The sequence below is a fragment of the Helicobacter sp. WB40 genome (assembly GCF_027859275.1).
GTDB classification, from domain to species: domain Bacteria; phylum Campylobacterota; class Campylobacteria; order Campylobacterales; family Helicobacteraceae; genus Helicobacter_D; species Helicobacter_D ibis.
The window spans coordinates 201181-222736 of the sequence record NZ_JAQHXS010000001.1; the positions used below are offsets into that span (position 1 = coordinate 201181).

Sequence of the window (21556 nt, forward strand, 5' to 3'; positions counted from 1 at the left end):
AGCTCCTTATTTTTTTGTTATATTTTTTATTGTAGTATTTTAAGTATTAATTATTACTTGAAGTGCGTATTTTTGGGATTATTTTATGAGTAGGATTCTATTTTTTTTGTTTTTTTTGTTTGATTGTGCATTTGCCTCATATCCTTTGTGGTTAAAAGATGGCTTAAAGATTCAAACAACATTTGAAGATTCTAATTTTACTAAAGGCTATGGAATAGTTTTTGAAGATGGATTGGTATTAACTAGTGCATCAGTTGTGTATAGCAAGAGTAGGGCAAATGATATATTGCTCTATCATTCTGAATCATTTGATGAACCAATCTCATGCCTTAGTCATGCTGATATTATTGCATTAGATGATGGTTTGGATATTGCTATATTAAAGCCGACTAAATTTACAGACATATATTGCAATATCATGCCAGAACCAAATGCTAGGTCGTTACATTTTAAAAACAGGACATTTAAACTGCTAGTTGAGCCATTTAATTTACCAGTTAATAGCAGGATTGAGATTTCATATTTTTTAGAACAAGACTGGCTTGAGTTTGGGAGAGAGAGGATGTGGTTTGATGATTATATAAAGTTAGACGCAAGTGATATTTTAGGAATGCCATTATTTGTTGAAGATGAATTTTTGGGAATTGTATCTAAAAAACACAAAAACAATATACTGAAACATGGAGAGATTTTGGGATTTATATGTGAGGTTTCAAATAAAACTAGTGTTTTTAAAGATTATAGAAGCGTTTTAGAGTTTTGTAGTAGAAACATTAAGTAAAATCAAGCTAGAATATACCACATGAAATAAGCAAGAGGTATCGTTAAATGAGCGATTTATTAAACCAAGATATACAAAATGTAAATATAGAAGATTCAATTAAAGAAAGCTACTTAGATTATTCTATGAGCGTTATTGTTGGGCGTGCATTGCCAGATGCTAGAGATGGTCTTAAGCCGGTGCATAGGAGAATTATCTATGCTATGTATGAGCTTGGGGTTACTTCAAAGGCAGGGTATAAGAAGTCTGCAAGAATCGTAGGTGATGTAATAGGTAAGTATCATCCACATGGTGATACTGCTGTTTATGATGCATTAGTTAGAATGGCACAAGATTTCTCTATGAGGTTGGAGCTTGTCGATGGACAGGGTAACTTTGGTAGTATAGATGGTGATAGTGCGGCAGCTATGCGTTATACAGAAGCTAGAATGACACAAGCCGCAGAAGAAGTCTTAAGGGATATTGATAAAGATACTGTTGATTTTCTACCAAACTATGATGATACGCTAAAAGAGCCAGATATCTTACCTAGTCGCCTTCCAAACTTGCTAATAAATGGTTCGAATGGTATTGCAGTTGGTATGGCTACAAATATCCCACCTCATAGAACAGATGAGATAATAGAAGCCTTGATACATCTAGTTGATAATCCTAATGCTACTTTAGATGATATGATGCAATTTATACAAGGACCAGATTTTCCAACAGGCGGAATCATATATGGAAAGAGCGGTATAAGAGAGGCCTATGAAAGCGGTAGAGGACGAATTAAAATAAGAGCTAAAACCCATATAGAAAAAACAAAAACAAGAGATATTATTGTAATTGATGAGATTCCATATCAAGTAAATAAAGCAAGGCTTGTAGAGCAGATAGCTGAACTTGCAAGAGATAAGGTGATTGAAGGAATCTCTGAAGTTAGAGATGAATCAGATAGAGATGGAATAAGGGTTGTAATAGAGTTAAAAAGAGAGGCTATGAGTGAGATTGTGCTAAATCATCTCTTTAAATCTACACCAATGGAAAGTACCTTTGGTATCATACTTCTTGCAATATATAATAAAGAGCCAAAGATATTCACCTTATTGGAATTGTTGTATTTATTCTTGTCTCACAGGAAGAGCGTTGTTATTAGAAGAACAATATTTGATTTGGAAAAGGCTAAAGCTAGAGCACATATTTTAGAAGGACTTAGGGTAGCATTAGAAAATATAGATGAAATTGTGTCTCTAATCCGAAATAGTAGCGATCCTAAAGTAGCAAAAAGTAGCTTGGTAGAGAAGTTTAGCTTAAGTGAGATTCAAGCACAAGCAATCTTAGATATGAGACTGCAAAGATTGACAGGTTTAGAGAGAGATAAAATTGAAAATGAATACCAAGAATTGCTAAAAGAAATTGAGTATTTAAGCTCTATTTTAAAGAGTGAATCTAAACTTAATGAGATTATTAAAACAGAGCTTTTAGAAGTAAAAGATAAGTTTGCAACACATAGGCTAACTGCAATAGAAGAAGACTATGAAAGCATAGACATAGAAGATCTAATTCCAAATGAGCCGGTAGTGGTAACTATGAGCCATAGAGGTTATGTAAAAAGAGTGCCAGTTAGAACTTATGAAAAGCAAAATCGCGGTGGCAAGGGTAAGATTTCTGCAAATACACATGATGATGATTTTATTGAATCTTTCTTTGTCGCAGATACGCACGATACAATCATGTTTGTTACAAATAAAGGGCAACTCTATTGGTTAAAAGTATATAGAATCCCAGAGGCAAGTAGGACAGCAATAGGCAAAGCGGTGGTAAATTTAATTAATTTAGCACCAGATGAAAAGATTATGGCAACCATTACAACAAAAGATTTTAATGAAGATAAATCTCTTGCATTCTTTACGCGTAATGGAATTATTAAGAGAACAAATTTAAGTGAGTTTAAAAATATTAGAAGTGTTGGGGTGAAGGCTATTAATTTGGATGAAGATGATGAGCTAGTAACTGCAAAAATAGTAACCCCTAGTATAAAAGAAATTTTGGTAGTTACTTATGAGGGAATGTGTGTAAGATTTGAAGTAAGTGACGCTAGAGAAATAGGGCGTGTTGCAAGAGGAGTAACAGCTATAAAGTTTAAAATGCCTAAAGACTTTGTAATTGGGGCAACCGTGATTTCTAATGAGAATGAAGAAATCTTAAGCGTAAGCGAAAAAGGAATTGGTAAGAGAACAGAAGCAAATGAATATAGAATCACAAAACGCGGTGGTAAGGGTGTGATAGCTATGAAGCTAACGCCAAAGACTGGAAAGTTAGTTGGAGTGGTAAATGTAGATGAAAATATGGATTTAATGGTGCTAACTTCAAGTGGAAAGATGATAAGAGTAGATATGCACTCTATAAGAAAGGCAGGTCGTGCTACAAGTGGTGTAATCATCGTGAATGTAGATGAAGAAAAGGTGGTATCCATCGCTAGATGTCCTAAAGAAGAAAAGATAGATGAAGATGAAGAAGTGGAGGATAATGGGCTATTTACGGATAATGATTAGCCTTTTGTTGTTTACAGAGTGTTTATTTGCTCGTGAGTATGTTTTTTCTTATAGGCTATCTACTAAAGATGGCATAGTGTTAGGTGAGAAGTATTATGTATCACCTTCTATGGTTAGCTCAAAACTTACTAAACATTATAAAGGAAGGTATTGTGATGTAATACATGAAGCAAAAAGCGAGGTGGAGTTTATAGAGAAGTATAAAGATAAGATTTTGGAGTGCTTGTTTTCATGGGGGGTTAAGCTAGAAGATGAAAGCAAGGTTGTAAATTTACAAAATCAATCAATAACGATTCTTAGTATTCCGGCCACTAGAATATATATTGAATATGATGTGGAGTTATCAAAAATATATTTGCTTAATAAAAAAATCAAGTAAAAGGAGAATCTATGAAATTAGCCATTGTCGAAGATGATATTAATATGAGAAAATCATTGGAAATTGCACTTGGCGAATATGATGAGTTTGAAGTAGTTAGCTTTAAGAGTGCTAAAGATGCTCTAAAGAAACTTGATGATTCTATAGACTTGATAATAACTGATATTAATATGCCTCAAATGGACGGGATTGAGTTTTTGCGTGAGCTAAATGGAAAGTATGAAGCATTAATCATCACTGGAAATGCAACTCTAAATAAAGCAATAGATTCAATTAGGCTTGGAGTTAAGGATTTTCTAACTAAACCCTTTGAGATTGAAACTCTAGTAGAGGCAATTTATAGAGCCAAAAAAGAAAGAGAAGTATTATCTAAAAGCATAAAAAAACAAAAGATAAATAAAGTAGCTGAAAATAAAAGCTTCATAGCTACTTCACCAGCATTAGAAGGAGCATTGAAACTAGTTAATAAAGCAGCTAAAACCGATGCTTCTATTTTATTGCTTGGGGAGAGTGGAGTTGGTAAGGAGCTTTTTGCAAATTATGTGCATAATAATTCGCCTAGAGCTAATGCACCATTTGTTGCAATTAATATGGCAGCGATTCCTGAAAATCTATTAGAATCTGAACTTTTTGGATATGAAAAGGGTGCATTTACTGATGCAACGGAGGGCAGAGCAGGAAAGTTTGAATCTGCAAATGGAGGTAGTATATTTTTAGATGAAATAGGTGAAATGCCAATAGGACTACAAGCAAAATTATTAAGGGTGCTACAAGAAAAAGAAGTAGTAAGACTTGGAAGCTCAAAACCTATAAAGATAGATATAAGATTCATAGCAGCAACAAATGCTGATATACAAAAAAAGATAAAAGCAGGTGAGTTTAGGGAGGATTTATTTTTTAGGTTACAGACTGTTCCTGTAAATATACCACCTCTAAGAGAAAGAGTTGAAGAGATAATACCGCTTTGTGAGTGGAAATTAGAGCAAGTTGATAATCAATATGGGGTTGGCAAAAAGACTTGGGGGGAGGGTGCAAAAGAGCAGTTGTTATCTTATAATTGGCCTGGTAATATTAGAGAGTTGCTATCTGTTGTAGAGAGAGCTGCTATTTTGTGTGAGGATGATACAATCATGCCAGAAGATTTGTTTTTGAGCTCAAGAGAGAGTGGAGGAAAGAAAAAAATAGCAAATTTAGAAGAAGAATTAATCTATGAAGCTTTAAAAAGTAGTAATTCTGATGTAGATGAGGCGTGCGAAATATTAGGAATGAAGAAAGAGGTTTTGTTATCAAAAATTAAAAAATATAATATCAAATTATAGGAGTTGATTGTGGAAAAGTATAATATTGCAGTTGTTGGTGCTACTGGGGCGGTTGGAGAAGAAATTTTTAGAATCTTAGAAGAGGTTAATTTTCCTTATAATAAATTAGTTCCACTAGCTAGTAAGAATAGTGTTGGCAAAGAAATTGAGGCATTTGGTGAGAAGTTTCTAGTCCAAGAGCTAACGCATGATGTGTTTGAAAAAGAAAATGTAGATATTGCATTTTTTTCAGCTGGTGGGAGTGTTAGTGCAGAGTTTGCACCAAGTGCTGCAAAGGCTGGAGCTGTGGTAATTGATAATACAAGCCATTTTAGAATGGATAAAGATGTTCCATTGGTTGTGCCTGAGGTAAATGCGAATGATATTTCTTTGTGGAATAAAACTGGGATTATTGCAAACCCAAATTGCTCGACAATTCAAATGGTTCAAGTATTAGCACCATTGCATAATGCATTTGAAATTGAGAGGGTTGATGTAAGCACTTATCAAGCTGTATCTGGTGCAGGTAAAAAGGGTATGGAAGAGCTAGTCTTACAAATGCAGAAATTTTTTGATTTTAGCCTTGATAGTGTCGAACCTAAGGTATTTCCACATAGGATAGCTTTGAATGTAATTCCTCATATTGATGTGTTTTTAGATAATGACTATACAAAAGAAGAGATGAAAATGGTAAATGAAACCAATAAAATAATGCATAGCAGTTTTGAAGTTAGTGCAACATGTGTTAGGGTTCCTGTTTTGCGTAGTCATAGTGAATCAATTACGATAAGATTTAAAAATGAAGTAAGTGCAAAAAAAGCAAGAGAGATACTAAAGGGTGCAGAATCTGTTGTTGTGCTAGATAATCCAAAGGATAAAGAATATCCGATGCCTACAATAGCAACAGATACAAATACTACTTTTGTGGGCAGGATAAGAAGCGATAATTATGATAAGAGGATTTTGCACTTGTGGTGTGTTGCTGATCAAATAAGAATAGGTGCAGCTACAAATGCAGTTAGAATCGCAGAAAAATGGATTAAGTTAAATTAGCTATAAGTTTAAATGTCTTAGGATTCTATAAAAGTGCCTTTGGTGCTTTTATTTGTTAATATACTTTATAATTCCTTTGTTTCTATTTTTTATTGTTTGTTAGATTCTGTGTGATTAATATATTTTGACTTTTATAATATTCTTTTTTTATTTTTTTGTTTTTGATAGAAGCAATCTATCTCATTGTAATTATGCATTATTTTGTAGTAGTCTAGATTTATTTACTTGTAATTAACTCTAGTGGATCTATATGCTTGTCTTTTAGAGTTACTTCAAATTTTAATGATTTATCCACTCTACCTATTGTATATCCCTTTTTTACATTGCTACCTGGCTTTATTGTGGGAGCTATTTTATCAAGTTGAGCATAGATTGTGTGCATGTTGTTTTTATGTTCTATTATTACCACTCTTTTTAGTATTGGCGTATCTTTGGCAAACACCACTTTGCCATCTAAGACACTTTTTACTTTATCATCTCCTTTTGGGGTTATTGTTATAGATTCGTTAAATACTTTCATTTTATATACTGGATCATAATATGGTCCGAATCTCTTTTCTATTTCGTAGTTATCAAGTGGGGGTATGGTTTTGCTACCCTTGTATTTTGTAGTGCTTATATTGTGATATGAACTAGCTACTTGCCTTACATCAAAGTCATTTTTTGGCACTTGTTTTGTTGGTTCTTGTGTCTTTGGAGCTTCTTTTGGAACTATTGTTTCTTTTTTGGCTAATTCTTCCTTTTTCTTTTGTTTTTCTAGTTCTTGGCTCTTTAATATGTTTAGATTAACCAGTATTTCTTGTATTGAATCTCTCTCTTTTACTATTGTTTGTAGCTCATTATTATATTTTTTCATCTCGTTTTCATAGCTTGATAGAAGCTTTATTTCTTTGTCTCTTAGTGCTTTTAGATGTTCTTTTTTCTTATTTTCTGAATCTATAAATTTTTTTAAATTATCAATGTCTTGTTGCAAGTTTTGCAGGGTTGTAACCACCTTCTTTTGTTCTTCGCTTAGATTTATTATGTTATCTTTTGTGTTTTTGTTTAGGATTTTAAAGCTCTCTTCGGTGATTAGGTCTTGTATAGATTCTGGTTTGAAATCATTTAGCAAAATCGTAAAAGACACATCTTTTATTACAAGGTCTATTATTTCTTGCTCTATTTGTTTTCTCTTTTTAAACAAATCTTCTTGACTGCTTGATAGGGTTTTTATGAGCTTACTTTTTTCATCATATTCTTTTTGGTTTTTTGTGATGTTTTTTTCACTTTCTTCTATTACTTTTTGCAGTGCATTTGTTTCATCTTTTTGTTTATTTACTTTTTTGCCTATTTCTTCTAGTTTTTTATTTATTTGAGATTCTTGTTGTTTTTTCTCTTGTAGTGCATCTTTGTTTTTGTTTATTTTTTGGTCTATATTAGCATGCAATCCTATAATTAGCCCTATAAACACACAACATACAATACGCAAAATCATGCCATTAATCCTTGTTTTGCAAACTAACAATCCATACAGATATCAAAGATACTGCAAATCCGACTAGTAATAGTGTAATGCTATCGCTAATTGGAGTAAAGATTTCAGTATCGATTCCTAACTCTTGCATAAAGATTAGTAAAGTTGGGTTTTTTGATATATAAAAAAGACCGCAACCTACGATTATTGTGGCAATTATCGTATCAATACAAGCAAGTTTGAACAAAATTTGTGATCTCATCCATAAGGGTGCTCCAAGAAGTGTCATTATTTCCATTCTTTCTAAATGTTGGAATTTCCAAATTTCTATTTGTTTAAACATCAATAGTAGGCTAATTAAGGCAATAAAGCAAGAAAATATAATAACGCTTCCATTTATTATTAATAATAACTGATATACTTGGCTATGACTTTTGGCAAATGTCTCTATTCTTGTGATTTTTTCAAATGAATCTAGAGCTTTATTTATGACTTCTAATCTAGCTGAACTTGGATATTTGTTTAGATTTAGAGAATAAAAAAATGGTAATGAGTTTTTTAGCATAACCAAATTGGCTTGGCTTATATTGTTCCCAAGCCTGTCTAGTATGATTTTAGAATCTATTTGTGTAAGTGTATTTGCCTCTGATATTTTATTTTTTATTTCATCTATATTTAATTCTTGTGAGGAGGCTATTATTATTGCATAGTTTTTACCTAATTTGCTTTCATATTCATCTAAAGTCTTATTTACAAGCAATATGCTTTCTAATGCAAATAATAATGCTACAAGAGGAATTATAAGAGCTAGGTGATTTTTAAGAGAGTTCATATATAGCTCCTTCTTCTATGTGTAAATGTCGATAGTTTATACCAAGTGTCTCTGGGATTCTGTGTGTTACTACTACAACTGTTATTCCAAGTTGCTCATTTACACCCTTTAATAAGCTCCAAATAACTTCACTTGAATAATCATCTAAATTTCCCGTTGGTTCATCTGCTAAGATTAGAAGTGGATTGTGTGATAATGCTCTAGCCATCGCTACTCTTTGTTGTTCTCCACCACTTAGTTCTTGTGGATATTTGTTGCCTTTGTGCGATAGCTTTATATGTGCTAGTAGTCTATCTGTTTGTGCTTGACAAGATTCCTTTGTGAATCCTCCTATAATCATAGGTAGCATTACATTTTTTTCTACATTAAAATCTTTTATTAATTTATAATCTTGGAAGATAATGCCTAGATGTTTTCTTAGTGTTTCTATATTTTTCTTGCTTATTTTATACATTTCTACACCACATACTTCTAATGAACCACTCTTTAGTGCTAAATCACCATATATAGAACGCATTAGTGTGCTCTTGCCACTACCGCTTGGACCACTTATAAAAACAAATTCTCTAGAAAAAATATTAAATGATGCATTTTTTATTATTATGTCGTTTTTGTAGCCTAAATTTATGTTTTCTGCTTTTATTATGGCTTCCACTATCTCTCCTTAAAAAGTAAGTCGCATAATATATTATGGCATTTTTGGTTTATATTAGTAGGTAATGGTTGTGATTTTAGATACCTAATTTCATTATCTATAATTATGTATCGATTTTCTGGGTAATTAAAATCACCGAAAGATACTTTTAATATTTTATCATTAAATTTTGATATAAATAAATCTTCTATGCTTACAAAATAGCCATCTTTTATAATTTTGCACCTTTTAAAGCCATGGCTATTTAGCGTATCTGAAATAAAATTTATATCTTTAAAAGAAAAATCATACTGCGAGTTTTTGAAGTCGCTATTTATCTTTGCAGTTAGAATTAAATCATATATATTTTTTTGCATTTTTTTCCATCTTGCTTCGTATTTGCTTATTATGTTTGAATCTTTATTGCAAGATTCGTGTATTAACCATTCTTCTTTGTTTGCTATACTTTTTGCATATAAAAAGTATTCTTCACTATCTGTTCTTAGCTCAAGTGTTCCATTTTGTTTTAATACTCTGTTTGCCTCTTTTAAGAATGTATTGCTAAAGATTCTTCTATGAGGGCTCTTATCCCATGGAATTGGGAAATGAACTAGGATTCTATTTATGTTATTTGAAGGTAGTAGTTCTAAAAAGATTCTTGCATCATATGAGAGTATGTAGATGTTGTTTAAATTTAACAATCCTATTTGTCGTGCTACTTGCTCTAGTGATGGGGTATGAATCTCAATTCCTATATGTAATATGTCTTTGTTATGTTGCGCATTGTATAGAAGATTCCTGCCACTGCCAAATCCTATTTCTAACCATATTTGTTTATTTTGCAAATTATTTGTTTTTAGGAAACTATCAAAATCTATAAAATTATTTATCGTTTGGATAAACGGTAGTTTTAAATCAGATGTTATATTTTGTGGGTTTAGATTATGTGAAATTACTTGTTGGTTTTTACTTAGGATTCTTAGTGCATTTTTTGGAATTTCAATTGGTGCTATTTTACTTTCTTTGTTGCATTTTATTAGGGTTTGATTTTCTTTTTCTTTTACTTCTATTAAAAATTCTTGAGTTTGTTTTTGGTTTGTGGATTGATATTTGGTTAGTATTATTGATAGTTTGGGATATAGTGATGAGTAATATCTATCTACGAATATAAAACTATCTCCACTGCAAGAATCTTGCAATGGAAAAGTGGGTTGAATAAAAGTTTTGGTTTTAAAATGTGGCATTATTTTGGTAATTCTAGATTTACTTTTTTGCTTCTATCTGATTCTATGCCATGTTCATCAAGTGTGCCTACGCTGTAAGTATACTGCTCTCCTGGGCGTATCTCTCTATCGATAAATTCTGGAGTTAGCACTTTGTTATATCTTAGAATTTCACTAAAAATGCTAGATTCTTTGTATACTACATATTCTCTAGCCCTTGGTTCATTTGGGTCCCATCTGATAACTACAGCATTACCCTCTATTTGTGCGTATGTTATTGTTGGAGGATTTGGCTTTGATAGGCTTCTACCTGTTACTGGACCTGCCTCTATGCTATCTATACCATCTTTGTTATATGCTATTATCTTGTATTGATATTCCTTTCCAACATCATCTACAGAATCAACATAAGTTGTAGTTGAAGAATCTAAGCTTACCAATTTTGAATAAGTACCAAAAATACCGCTTCTAAGTATAGTGTAGCTTACTACTTCATTGCTAGAGCTTGGTGTCCATGTTAGTTGAATTTGATTTGCTATGTTATTTGTAGCACGGAAGTTTGTAACTGGAGCTGGTTTTTGTTTGGTTGTGGCTACTACGCTCATCGTAGGTAGGGATAAGCTTTTATTGATATTAAATGCAGCAATTCTATATTCATTGCTTTGCCCATCTTGTAAATCTTTGTCTAGGTATTCAACCAATAATCTATCATTTATCTTTGTTAGCTCTTTCCATTCTCCATTATTGGTGCGTTTTTCTAATAAATAACCCGTTACTCTTGGATCTTTATGGGGACTCCAAATTATTTTAATTTTTCTTGGATAGTTACCTATTGCTTCTATGTATTCTACTGGCTCTATGAATTGTGTCTTTGTTGTTATTATGTCTGAATTTGCAGACACATTGCCATTTTGATCATATGAGACAAATTGATATAAATATTCCGTATCTGGCGACAAGCCATTATCCGAATAATGTGTTGTGAATCTACTTTTTATATTTGCTACTCTTTTAAAGTCTTGTTCTGTTGGTAGTTTGCGATATATATAATAACCTTTTATTTCTGGTTGAGGGACTAAATTCCATTCAAATGCTATGGTGTTTATATCTGTTAGAACCTTTATATCTGTTGGTGGGGCTATATGCGGATTTATAGCTGAACTTTTAAAGGGATTTACACTATCTATGCTATTAGTTATGCTAGATGTGCTACCACATGCACCAAAAAAAATGGCAACACATACACATGCTAGTATTTTGAAATATTGATTTTTCATGTTGGAGTTAAACCTTATTGCATCGCTGGTGAGACTGAGTGGTTATATGGTGCATATAAACCTGGATTATTCACATTTGTTGGACGCATATCTTGCATGTTTTGTGATTGTTGTATTTTTTGTTGATAGCTTAAATTACCCTCTTTGCCAGCACAACCGCTAAATGCCACTATAAAACCTATGCATGAAATCATAAAGATACTCTTCAAAGTTTTCATCTTTGCCTCCAAAATCTGTGAATCTTTGTATGTATTCTAGCATATCTTTTGGAATTGGTGCATAAAATCGCAAATTTTCAGAGGTTCTTGGGTGGGTTAGATATAGCGTGTGTGAATGGAGCAAGATCCTGTTGTCGTATTCGCCTTTATATCCATAAAAATAATCTCCAATAATATGTCGATTAATCTTTGCTAAATGCACCCTTATTTGATGTGTCCTTCCTGTAAATAATTTTGCACATATTAGCTCATTATTGTCTTTGCTTGATATTTTGTAAAATGCACTTTTTGCTTCTTTGCCACTTTTGGCATTTATGTATTTTAGTCGATTTTTTGGGTGTCGCATTATATTTGATTGTATTGTTATATTTTCTTTTAGTGGATTATCTATCATGCATAAATAAAATCTACCCATAGTTCGTTGTTGTAATTGCTCCTTTAAAGCCATGTAAGATTCGTTATTTTTTGCTATTACCATCGCACCGCTTGTTGTTTTATCGAGTCTATGTATTATTCCATGCCTATATGAATCTCCTATACTAGAAGTTTGTATATTATTTTGAATAAGCCAATTTACAACAGAGTTTTGCATATCATGTTCGTGCGCTTTATGCACTATTAAATTTATTGGTTTGTTTATAACTAAAATATCGCTATCTTCATATAATATTTCTATCTCAAGCTTTGTTTCTTCGTTTTTTTGTGGTATTTGAATTTCTGCAATACGCACAATATCGTTTGTTTTTAGCTCATAACTTGCTTTTTGGATTATTGTGTTGTTTATTGATATTTGATAGTTTTTTATTAATTTAGAGGCATTGTTTCTTGTTATATTTAGTGTTTCTTTTAAAAAAATATCTAATCTATCTTGTATATTGTGTTCATTTACTAAAATTTCTTGCATTTGCCAACTTTTGTGTGATAAAATACGCCTTAAGTGCTTATTTTAAGGGTTTATTTTGTTTGGGATTAATAAAAAAATTCTATCATATTTTGATTACACCTTACCTTTATTGGTTGCTCCAATTATACTTTTATCTTGGTTTTTGATAAATGAAAATAGCGAATTTTTGGGAAATAAAGTATTAATTTATGTATTTGTTGGCTTATTGGTTTTTACTGCTGTGTTTTTTGTGCATATTTGGAAGTTATCTTGGTTTATTATTTTGTTTTATTGGATTCATATAGTTTTACTGCTTGTAGTTGAATTATTTGGCGATACGAGGCTTGGAGCACAAAGGTGGATAGAGATTCCATTTGTTCATTTTACATTTCAACCATCAGAGACTATGAAGCCAGCTTTAATGCTTATGATTGCGTATTTAGTTAGGAAAAAACCTCCAAAGCCAAATGGTTATGGATTGGTTGATTTTGCCAAAATATCTTTTTTTATACTTTTGCCATTCGTTTTTATACTGAAGCAACCAGATTTAGGAACTGCATTGGTGTTATTGATTATGGGATATGGAACACTATTTATAATTGGTGTGAATTATAAAATTTGGCTTGGAATTTTGATTTCTGTTGGTCTAGCTTCGCCAGTTTTGTATGCTAATTTGCATGATTATCAAAAAAAGAGAATTGCTGATTTTGTATTAAAAGATCCAGATTATCAAGTTAGACAATCAATAATAGCAATAGGTTCAGGTGGAATCTCTGGTAAAGAAAAAGAAGAAGCAACACAAGCTGCATATAAGTTTCTACCCATAGCTACTAGCGATTTTATCTTTCCTTATTTTGCAGAAAGATTCGGGTTTGTTGGGATCATTGGATTGTTTTTGTTATATGGTGCTTTGATATTTCATATTTTTAGTATCAATAATACAGATGACAAGGATTATTTTTTAAAAGTTATAGCATCAAGCACGGGACTTTTATTGTTTGTGTATAGTGGCGTTAATATTGCTATGACTATTGGGTTTGCACCTGTAGTTGGAATCCCTCTACCATTATTTAGTTATGGAGGGAGTAGTTTTGTAACTTTTATGGTTTTATTTGGAATTTTAGAAGGAATACTTGCATTTAGATATAAATTTATGTATAATCACATTTCTTTTTCAAAAAGGGTCCTTAGCTCAGCTGGTTAGAGCAATCGGCTCATAACCGATTGGTCATAGGTTCAAGTCCTATAGGACCCACCACTTTTATAATCATTTTAGGAATATCTTAGTTATGAAAATTCAATGTGTTAATATTAAATGTCAAGGTTGTGTTGATAAAATTAAAAATGCACTTCTAGATAAATGTCAAAATGTTGAAGTTGATATTAAAACTCAAATGGTTGAAGTTGATGTTGGTGATGAATTGGTCGATGAAGTTAAATCTCAATTAAGAGAATTAGGATTCTTGCCATCAGATAGTGTATTTGGTAAGATAAAGGGCTTTTTTAGTAAATAATTAATTTCCAATTTTTTAAGGAATACAATGGAAATCCTCCTTCTTATAACTATTGTTATTATTGCACTTGCAATTATGAATTTTAAGGACTATTTATACAATCCTCACAAAAGACCAAGAATTGAGAACTCGACATTTCCACCAGATGATGATGATGAGTTTGATAGAAAATATGATATATATGCAACCCCAACAAAAGAAGAAAAGATAAGAAATGGAGAATATGGACTAATAGTTGGAATTCTCTCAAAATTGGCACATGTTGATGGTAGGGTATGTGAACTTGAGTTTGAATTGATAGAAAATACAATAGAGGATATAGCAAATCAAATTTTAATGCAAAGTGCAATGCACCAAAGAGAAGAAATTATAGATATTTTGCATGAGATTTTTAATAATACTTATGAGGATTTAGAAGAGCTAACTTACTCTTATGCGAATTTTACAAAGGGTCAATACAAAAGACGACTAAAACTTGTTGAATATATGCTGTCTTTGGCTTATGCAGATGGAAATTTAGGTGATAGTGAGAGAGAAGTCATACTGGATGTAGCTGCATTTTTAGAAATAGATAATGGGGATTTTAATAAGCTTTATGATGATTTTGCTAATTTTTATAGCAATCAGTCCAATAGTATGAGCGTGAGTGAAGCTTACAAGATTCTTGGGGTAGAGATTGATGATGATAGTGAAAAGATAAAAAAGAAATATAAAAGTTTGGTTAGAGAAAATCACCCTGATATTCTACAGCATAAAGAATTGGATAGCTCGATTATAGAAACTCATACAAAGAAACTACAAGACATAAACGAAGCTTATGAGTTAATTAAAAACCACAAAAAGATAGAACATGAAAGAAATGGAGAAAAAACTTCTTAGCGATTTTGCTAAGATTTATGAATTTTTAAATAAAAGTAATAAAGATACGCAACTACTTTATGAATTGGTGCAAAGTAGCGAGATTCCACATTTTTTGACCAAGGTTTATAATAAGCTTCCGCAAAATGATGAAGTTTTGTTTGCATTAATTGATAGAGTGGTAACACTTAGAGAATCTGCACTTGATAATGTAATGGATAAATACAACATACAATCACCACAAGAAATTAAAGATGAAATGTTTTTTATATCTGAACAATATTACAAAAATAAGTTTATAAATTTACTACTATATATAAATGATAATGCTTTATTAACAGATTTTTGGCGTGAGTTATTAAATCTTGTCTATGAGCTTGGTTTGTGTTTTAATAGGTTTTTTTATTCTTGGCAAAAAGAACTTATTTTAGGGATTAATACACATTTAAAAGAAAAACACAACAATAATTTGCAAAGTATTTTAGAAGCTTTACAAGATTCAATAGAAATTAGTGATAATGGAGAAGTTAGTGACAGAAGTTATTCTGTGCCTATGTTTATAGATGGTAAATATAGAGCTGTTAGTTATTGTGAATTCTTTAAAGAAGAATTTAAGTTGATTAATCAGAGCTTAGAATCCGGAATTTTAAAGCTTAAAAACATAAAAGAGACATGCTCAAAGTTAGAACAAAAAGATAGATATTTAGATTACTTTGGGGCTTTACAAAAAGCATTAATGCAAAAAGATACTAAAAAGCTTTTAGAATCTTGGAGAGATGTTGATGTTAAGTGGCTTGGTATAACAACCCCAATTCAAGTATGCCACCCATTTGAATATTATGAAGATCATTTTAGAAAAGCAGTAGCACCAGAGTGGGATTTACGAATTGCTAGGTGTTATAATGGTATTGATTTATTGAACGATTCTAGTGATAGTGAAGTAAATTCTAAAAGTATGTGGGTATTTTATAGTAATTTTTTTGCAGAATTTGTTGGTTTGAAATATACAGATGAAATTAATTTATGCGTTAATAATTCGTTACAAAAGACACAACTTTATGGTGGATTGCCTATGATGTTTTTTGGCTCAGAGTTAAATGGTCTATTTAGTGCACAAGTGATACCAAATGATGAAGTTGTTAGCAAAAAACATGGAAAGAAAATATTTTATTTTCCTGATAGAATTTTAGAGATGTCTAGAGCAAAACCTTTTATGCTTTTATCTTCTCTTACATTTCCAAGAGAATTTTTAGACTTTAATAGAGAGTTATTGTTTTTTAGGGAAAAAGAGTGGTATAAAATTTATGAGATTTCTACAATAGGGCATGAGTTTGGTCATATTTTATGTGTTAGCGATGATAGTGAGCTGGTTATGAATAAAAGTGGCAACTTCAAAAATATAGAAGAGTTTAAAGCCACCATGGGAGGGTTGGCATATTATTTCACAAGACAAAATAGACCACTATTAAAGGAGCTTATTTATAGTTTAATTGCTAGAAGTGTTTCTCTTATTGCTTGGAGGGACAATGGAGAGGTTTTACCTTATTATTGCGAGGGTTTGATACATCTTAGTATTTTATTTACTAGTGGGGTTTTAAAATATAAAAATAAATTTTCTAACAATAAAGATTCTTGTGCGTTAAGCATTGATTTAAAATTTACTGATACTCTTATAGAACTATATCTTCAAGTGTATAAAGATTTAGCTAGAATATATTTTGACAAGCAAGATGCTGATGTGTTTTTAAGTCAATATGTTGCAGTCGGTGATGGCGGATATTATGAGCCAATTTTGGGGGAGGTGGCGGAATTTGCATATGACTATTATAATGAATATAAGAAAATAGGGCAGGTTTTGGATAATACAAACGCACAAGAATGGTGTGAAAATTATAAAAACAGTTGCATAAAGGGCTAGTATGGTTACAAATGTAATTAGCGATTCTCATATAAACAAAGCAAGAGAGTTGATATACGATATAGCTGGTATTTATCTGCCTAGCAGTAAGGATTCTACTATTAAGAATAGGCTCGATAAGCTAAGGCGAGATTTAAAAATAGATGATTTTGATGTATTTTTCTCAAGTGTCAAAAGTGGAAAAAACAAGCAAGAATTTATAAATGCATTTACTACAAATAAGACTGATTTTTTTAGGGAAAATTTCCATTTTATGGATATGTTAAATAGAATTTTGCCTCACAGATTAAAAAGTAGTGAGCCATTAAAAGTGTATTGTTCTGCTAGTTCTACTGGAGAAGAACCTTATTCTATCGCAACTACATTGTTATATGCAAAAGATGTATATGCTTCTAGCACACCTGTTAGCGTGATTGCTACTGATATTGATACTTCTGTGCTTGATGTAGCTAAAAAGGGAGAATATTTAGTTGATACATTTTTAAATCCATTGCCTGATTGGTTGCATTTAGAGGATTACTTTAGCGTAGAGAAGAGAGCTGGTTCTTTAATTAAGCTAGTAGCAAAGCCACATCTTAAAAGGCTAATAACATTTAAGCAGCTTAATTTAAGCTCTATTAGTTACCCATTTGCAAAAGAGGAATTTGATATTATATTTTGTAGAAATGTTCTTATTTATTTTAAAGTTGAAGATCAAGAAAAGATATTAAGTAAGCTTTTTTCACACCTTAAAATTGGCGGAACGATGTATCTTGGTCATAGTGAGAGCATACTAGGTATAGGAAGCAAGGTAGAGAGACTTGGTCAAAACACTTTTGTTAAGGTGGTGAGCTAATGGCAAATGAAAAATATCATCCAGATAAATTATTGGCTTCAAAACCTTTTAGGGGTGAAGGTAAAAAAATAATAGGAATCGGAGCTAGCACTGGTGGAGTCGATGCAATAGCTAGAATCCTACAAGCACTACCACTAAACTTACCACCAATAGTCATCACTCAACATATACCAGAGGGGTTTTCAACTTCATTTGCACATAGGCTTGATAATATATCTGCCCTATCAGTTGTAGAAGTAACAGAGAGAATGACACTAAAGCCATCATGTGCATATCTAGCCCCAGGTGGAAGACACATGCTAATAGAGAATAAAACAGGAGAATATATAGCAACACCACTTGATGGCGATAGAATCACTAGGCATAAGCCAAGTGTGGATATTATGTTTCGAAGTTTAAATAATGCTGCTGGTAAAAATGCACTAGCTATCATTATGACAGGAATGGGAGATGATGGTAGCATAGGGATTCATGAGTTGTTTTTGAATGGTTCTTATACTATTGCACAAGATGAAGATAGTTGCATAGTCTTTGGAATGCCAAAACAAGCAATATCAAGAGGCTCTATTTGCGATATTGTAAGTTTGGATAATATACCAGAAAAGATAGTTCAATTCTCACATGGGAATCTAAAAAGAAAAAAGTAGCTTTTATGCTTGTACCAATTAATATTATAGGCGGATATTATGAGTTTAAAGGCTCCAAATTTATTTCATTTTTGATTCCTATTAATTCTTTTAAGGATTTTGTAGCAAAATCAAGATATGAGCATCCAAAGGCTGTTCATTTTGTAACTGCTAGTAGATCGTTTAATAAAGAAGGTCAGATAGAAGAGAGCTTTAGTGATGATGGTGAGCCAAAGGGTACATCTGGTATGCCAATGCTAAAGGTGATTCGTGGTTATGAGCTTATAGAATGTGGAGTGCTAAGTATTAGATATTTTGGTGGTACATTGCTTGGGACTGGTGGTCTTGTCAAGGCATACACACAAAGTGCAAAAGAACCTATACTAAATGGGATAAAGGAGAATTTACTTAAAAAATATGTAAAGCATGAAATTTTTGAGTTTTTTATTCCATTTGCAAAGGTTAAGCATTTTGAATATTTAACTTCAAAAATAGAAGCAACTATTATTGATAGAAATTTCATAGAGAAAGGAGTTATTGTATCTATTGCAGGTCAAAAAGAGGTATTAGATAGTTTAAAGGCTACAATATGAAAAGGCTGTTTTTATTTTTCTTTTTGTTATTATCATTTATCTATTCTGCTGAAATCAATATTTCTAAATATCTAAAAAAAGATATAAAGCAAAGAAACCCATTATCTGATTATAAGGCGTTAGAGGGTATTTTGGGTGCACCATTACCACTTATGTCTATTGAGAAAAGTAAAGCAGTCTATGAATCTCCATTTGTAGAAAGAAAAAAGGAAGTAGGAAGTTCTAAGAAATTGCAAGTAGATACATTATCTGTTAGTAATTATATTTTTAATACTGGTTTGTCTAAGCTTTCTCCAGTTGTAAGCAATAATGTAGATGATTTTTTTGCTAGATATACTTCAATTGTGGATTTTGATTTAAGTTTAAATTCCAATATTTCTAATGAGGTGCAAACAATCGGTGGTAATGCTATTATGTATATAACATTATATGAAAGTAATATGGATAAATTTTTGTTTTTTGGAGCATTAGATCGTGATGCCTCTACTAGGCTATGGAGCACATATTATGGGGTGGAAAATAGACTTAAACTTGGAAATACATTGCACAAAGTATTCTTTCGAGAAAAACTAACAGATGATAATAATGGGGATACCATATATTATGGTTATGAGTTTGTGCCTTTTAAGCATTTTACTGCTTATGTTCAGGGAGAGCAAAATAGCATAAATAATAAGACAAATACATATAAAATAGGTGCTAGATATAAAATTAGATTCTAGTCTATTTTTAAAACTGCTAAAAATGCTTCTTGTGGTAATGCAACCTTTCCGATTGCTTTCATTCTCTTTTTGCCTTCTTTTTGCTTTTCTAATAACTTTCTTTTTCTTGTGATATCTCCACCATAGCATTTTGCAGTTACATTTTTGCCCATTGATTTTACGGTTTCTCTAGCTATGATCTTATTGCCTATACTTGCTTGAATCGCTACTTCAAAAAGTTGTCTTGGAATAATTTCTTTCATAGATTCTACAAGCTCTTTGCCTTTTTCATAGGCTTTGCTTTTTGGTACAATAATACTTAGTGCATCGACTATATCACCTGCCACTCTTATATCTAGCTTTACAAGCTCACCAACTTTATATTCATAAGGCTCATAATCAAAGCTTGCATAGCCTTTTGTGCAGGATTTTAGCTTATCATAAAAGTCCATAACAATTTCATTTGTGGGGATTAGATACTCTAAGAGCACTCTTGTTTCTTGTAAGTATTCCATTTTTTGTTGAATCCCTCTTCTTTTGCTAACAAGAGTTATGATATTTCCTAGAAATTCGCTAGGAACGATGATGGTGGCTTTTACATAGGGTTCTTTGATGGTAGCGATTTTTTGTTCAGGTGGGAGTTCGCTTGGATTTTGGATAAATACTACGCTTCCATCTGTTTGTGTAACTTCATAAACAACCGTTGGTGCAGTCGCTATTAAATCAAGTCCAAATTCTCTCTCTAGCCTCTCTTTGATAACCTCCATATGTAAAAGCCCTAAGAATCCTATCCTAAACCCAAAGCCTAGAGCGACAGAAGTTTCAGGCTCATAAGCTAGACTTGAATCATTTAGCTTTAATTTATCTAATGCATCTCTTAAATCTTCAAATTTATCTGTATCGATAGGATAGATTCCAGCAAAAACAAAAGGCTTAGCAGGCTCAAAGCCAGAGATTGGCTCTTTTGTCTTGTTTTTAAAATCTGTAATCGTATCGCCAACAGCAATATCCGTTACATTTTTAAGTCCTAAAATTACAATTCCTATTTCGCCAGTTTTTATTTCTTTTGTTTTTTCTTGTTTTAGTGGGTGAGGGTAGAGTAATCCTAATACTTCATGGTTCTTTTTGCTTCCCATTATATAAATGTTTTGTCCAACTTTAATGCTTCCATCAATTACTCTAACTAAAGCCAAAGCACCAAGATAGTTATCAAACCATGAATCATAAATCAAAGCTTTAGTTGGAAATTCAATCTCTCCGTTTGGTGGTGGGACTAGCTTAACAATTGTATCTAACAATTCTTTAATACCTATATTTGCCTTTGCACTTACTTCTAGAGCATTTGTGCAATCTAGTCCTATTGTTTGTTCTATCTCACTTTTTACGCGTTCTGGTGCAGCAGCGGGGAGGTCTATTTTGTTTAGCACAGGGATAATTTCTAAGTTATTTTCTAGTGCGATATATACATTTGCAATGGTTTGTGCTTCTACTCCTTGAGATGCATCAACTACAAGTAATGCACCCTCGCATGAGGCAAGAGAACGCGATACTTCATAGCTAAAATCCACATGTCCTGGAGTATCAATAAGATTTAGTATATATTTTTCACCCTCATATTCATAGTTTAGTCGCACACTTTGTGCTTTAATCGTAATTCCTCTTTCTTTTTCAATATCCATTGTATCCATTACTTGATTACTCATTTCTCTATCAGAAATTGCTCCACACATTCGAATTAGACAATCTGCAAGAGTGGATTTGCCATGATCTATATGAGCTATTATTGAGAAGTTTCTTATATTTTGTAATGGAGTTTTCACATGTTGCCTTTAAAAGTTATAAGTTATAGATTGTAAAGTGGTGGCCACGACTGGACTTGAACCAGCGACCACTACCATGTCAAGGTAGTGCTCTACCAACTGAGCTACGCGACCTTATTTGGAAAT

General features: G+C 32.0%; 21 protein-coding genes and 2 tRNA genes. 14 read left to right on the forward strand and 9 right to left on the reverse strand.

What is annotated here, in order from left to right; translation table 11 throughout:
• The first annotated feature begins 85 nt into the window (after nt 1-85).
• From PF022_RS01050 to PF022_RS01070, 5 genes are read left to right on the forward strand one after another with little or no spacing between them, the layout of a single operon-like run.
• A complete protein-coding gene (locus tag PF022_RS01050; protein WP_271021126.1) occupies nt 86-781 on the forward strand; it encodes a hypothetical protein in 696 nt (231 codons plus the stop codon).
• Nucleotides 782-828: 47 nt separating this feature from the next.
• The gene (gyrA, locus tag PF022_RS01055) at nt 829-3315 is read left to right on the forward strand and encodes a DNA gyrase subunit A (RefSeq protein WP_271022491.1); all 2487 of its coding nucleotides are present in this window, start codon (nt 829-831) and stop codon (nt 3313-3315) included.
• Nucleotides 3290-3694, forward strand: coding sequence for a hypothetical protein (locus PF022_RS01060; RefSeq protein WP_271021124.1), 405 nt, complete (start codon nt 3290-3292; stop codon nt 3692-3694). The genes gyrA and PF022_RS01060 overlap by 26 nt, the downstream gene beginning before the upstream one ends.
• 11 nt (nt 3695-3705) lie before the next feature.
• Entirely contained in the window at nt 3706-5013 is a 1308-nt protein-coding gene (locus tag PF022_RS01065) for a sigma-54-dependent transcriptional regulator (RefSeq protein ID WP_271021123.1), read from the forward strand.
• 9 nt (nt 5014-5022) lie between these two features.
• Nucleotides 5023-6045, forward strand: a complete 1023-nt coding sequence (locus PF022_RS01070) for an aspartate-semialdehyde dehydrogenase (protein WP_271022492.1) — start codon at nt 5023-5025, stop codon at nt 6043-6045.
• 217 nt (nt 6046-6262) lie between these two features.
• Here the strand turns inward: PF022_RS01070 and PF022_RS01075 are convergent, their stop codons facing one another.
• Genes PF022_RS01075 through PF022_RS01105 form a run of 7 tightly spaced genes read right to left on the reverse strand, consistent with a single transcriptional unit; the run spans nt 6263 to nt 12586 of the window.
• Entirely contained in the window at nt 6263-7519 is a 1257-nt protein-coding gene (locus PF022_RS01075; RefSeq protein WP_271021121.1) for a murein hydrolase activator EnvC family protein, read from the reverse strand.
• 4 nt (nt 7520-7523) lie between these two features.
• Entirely contained in the window at nt 7524-8330 is an 807-nt protein-coding gene (locus PF022_RS01080; RefSeq protein ID WP_271021120.1) for an FtsX-like permease family protein, read from the reverse strand.
• The gene (locus tag PF022_RS01085) at nt 8317-8985 is read right to left on the reverse strand and encodes a cell division ATP-binding protein FtsE (RefSeq protein WP_271021119.1); all 669 of its coding nucleotides are present in this window, start codon (nt 8983-8985) and stop codon (nt 8317-8319) included. Before PF022_RS01085 ends, PF022_RS01080 begins: the two co-directional genes overlap by 14 nt.
• Nucleotides 8985-10208 (reverse strand): tRNA (guanosine(46)-N7)-methyltransferase TrmB, encoded by a 1224-nt coding sequence (gene trmB, locus PF022_RS01090; RefSeq protein ID WP_271022494.1) that lies wholly within the window; start codon nt 10206-10208, stop codon nt 8985-8987. Before trmB ends, PF022_RS01085 begins: the two co-directional genes overlap by 1 nt.
• The gene (locus PF022_RS01095; RefSeq protein ID WP_271021117.1) at nt 10208-11464 is read right to left on the reverse strand and encodes a fibronectin type III domain-containing protein; all 1257 of its coding nucleotides are present in this window, start codon (nt 11462-11464) and stop codon (nt 10208-10210) included. The genes trmB and PF022_RS01095 overlap by 1 nt, the downstream gene beginning before the upstream one ends.
• A gap of 14 nt (nt 11465-11478) precedes the next feature.
• Complete coding sequence (locus PF022_RS01100) at nt 11479-11634, reverse strand: hypothetical protein (protein WP_271021116.1); 156 nt, start codon at nt 11632-11634, stop codon at nt 11479-11481.
• Nucleotides 11624-12586: an RluA family pseudouridine synthase gene (locus PF022_RS01105; RefSeq protein ID WP_271022497.1), complete on the reverse strand. Its 963-nt coding sequence runs from the start codon at nt 12584-12586 to the stop codon at nt 11624-11626. The genes PF022_RS01100 and PF022_RS01105 overlap by 11 nt, the downstream gene beginning before the upstream one ends.
• A 55-nt stretch (nt 12587-12641) precedes the next feature.
• On the opposite strand from PF022_RS01105, the gene PF022_RS01110 reads away from it, so the two are divergent.
• The 9 genes from PF022_RS01110 (at nt 12642) to PF022_RS01150 (ending at nt 19631) form a co-directional block, all read left to right on the forward strand.
• Nucleotides 12642-13769, forward strand: a complete 1128-nt coding sequence (locus PF022_RS01110) for an FtsW/RodA/SpoVE family cell cycle protein (protein ID WP_271021114.1) — start codon at nt 12642-12644, stop codon at nt 13767-13769.
• Nucleotides 13747-13823: transfer RNA gene (locus PF022_RS01115), tRNA-Ile, on the forward strand. Before PF022_RS01110 ends, PF022_RS01115 begins: the two co-directional genes overlap by 23 nt.
• A gap of 31 nt (nt 13824-13854) precedes the next feature.
• Complete coding sequence (locus PF022_RS01120) at nt 13855-14079, forward strand: heavy-metal-associated domain-containing protein (protein ID WP_271021113.1); 225 nt, start codon at nt 13855-13857, stop codon at nt 14077-14079.
• Between the two features lie 27 nt (nt 14080-14106).
• Entirely contained in the window at nt 14107-14958 is an 852-nt protein-coding gene (locus tag PF022_RS01125; protein ID WP_271022498.1) for a TerB family tellurite resistance protein, read from the forward strand.
• The gene (gene ciaB / locus PF022_RS01130) at nt 14930-16855 is read left to right on the forward strand and encodes an invasion protein CiaB (protein WP_271022500.1); all 1926 of its coding nucleotides are present in this window, start codon (nt 14930-14932) and stop codon (nt 16853-16855) included. Before PF022_RS01125 ends, ciaB begins: the two co-directional genes overlap by 29 nt.
• Before the next feature lies 1 nt (nt 16856).
• A complete protein-coding gene (locus PF022_RS01135; protein ID WP_271021110.1) occupies nt 16857-17690 on the forward strand; it encodes a CheR family methyltransferase in 834 nt (277 codons plus the stop codon).
• Entirely contained in the window at nt 17690-18337 is a 648-nt protein-coding gene (locus PF022_RS01140; protein WP_271021109.1) for a CheB methylesterase domain-containing protein, read from the forward strand. The genes PF022_RS01135 and PF022_RS01140 overlap by 1 nt, the downstream gene beginning before the upstream one ends.
• Nucleotides 18338-18342: 5 nt before the next feature.
• Nucleotides 18343-18909, forward strand: a complete 567-nt coding sequence (locus PF022_RS01145; protein ID WP_271022503.1) for a YigZ family protein — start codon at nt 18343-18345, stop codon at nt 18907-18909.
• Complete coding sequence (locus PF022_RS01150; RefSeq protein ID WP_271021107.1) at nt 18906-19631, forward strand: hypothetical protein; 726 nt, start codon at nt 18906-18908, stop codon at nt 19629-19631. Before PF022_RS01145 ends, PF022_RS01150 begins: the two co-directional genes overlap by 4 nt.
• Here PF022_RS01150 and lepA read toward each other — a convergent pair.
• Nucleotides 19628-21430, reverse strand: coding sequence for a translation elongation factor 4 (gene lepA / locus PF022_RS01155; RefSeq protein ID WP_271022505.1), 1803 nt, complete (start codon nt 21428-21430; stop codon nt 19628-19630). The genes PF022_RS01150 and lepA overlap by 4 nt on opposite strands.
• Nucleotides 21431-21468: 38 nt before the next feature.
• Nucleotides 21469-21544 (reverse strand) — tRNA-Val (locus PF022_RS01160).
• Nucleotides 21545-21556: the final 12 nt, after the last annotated feature.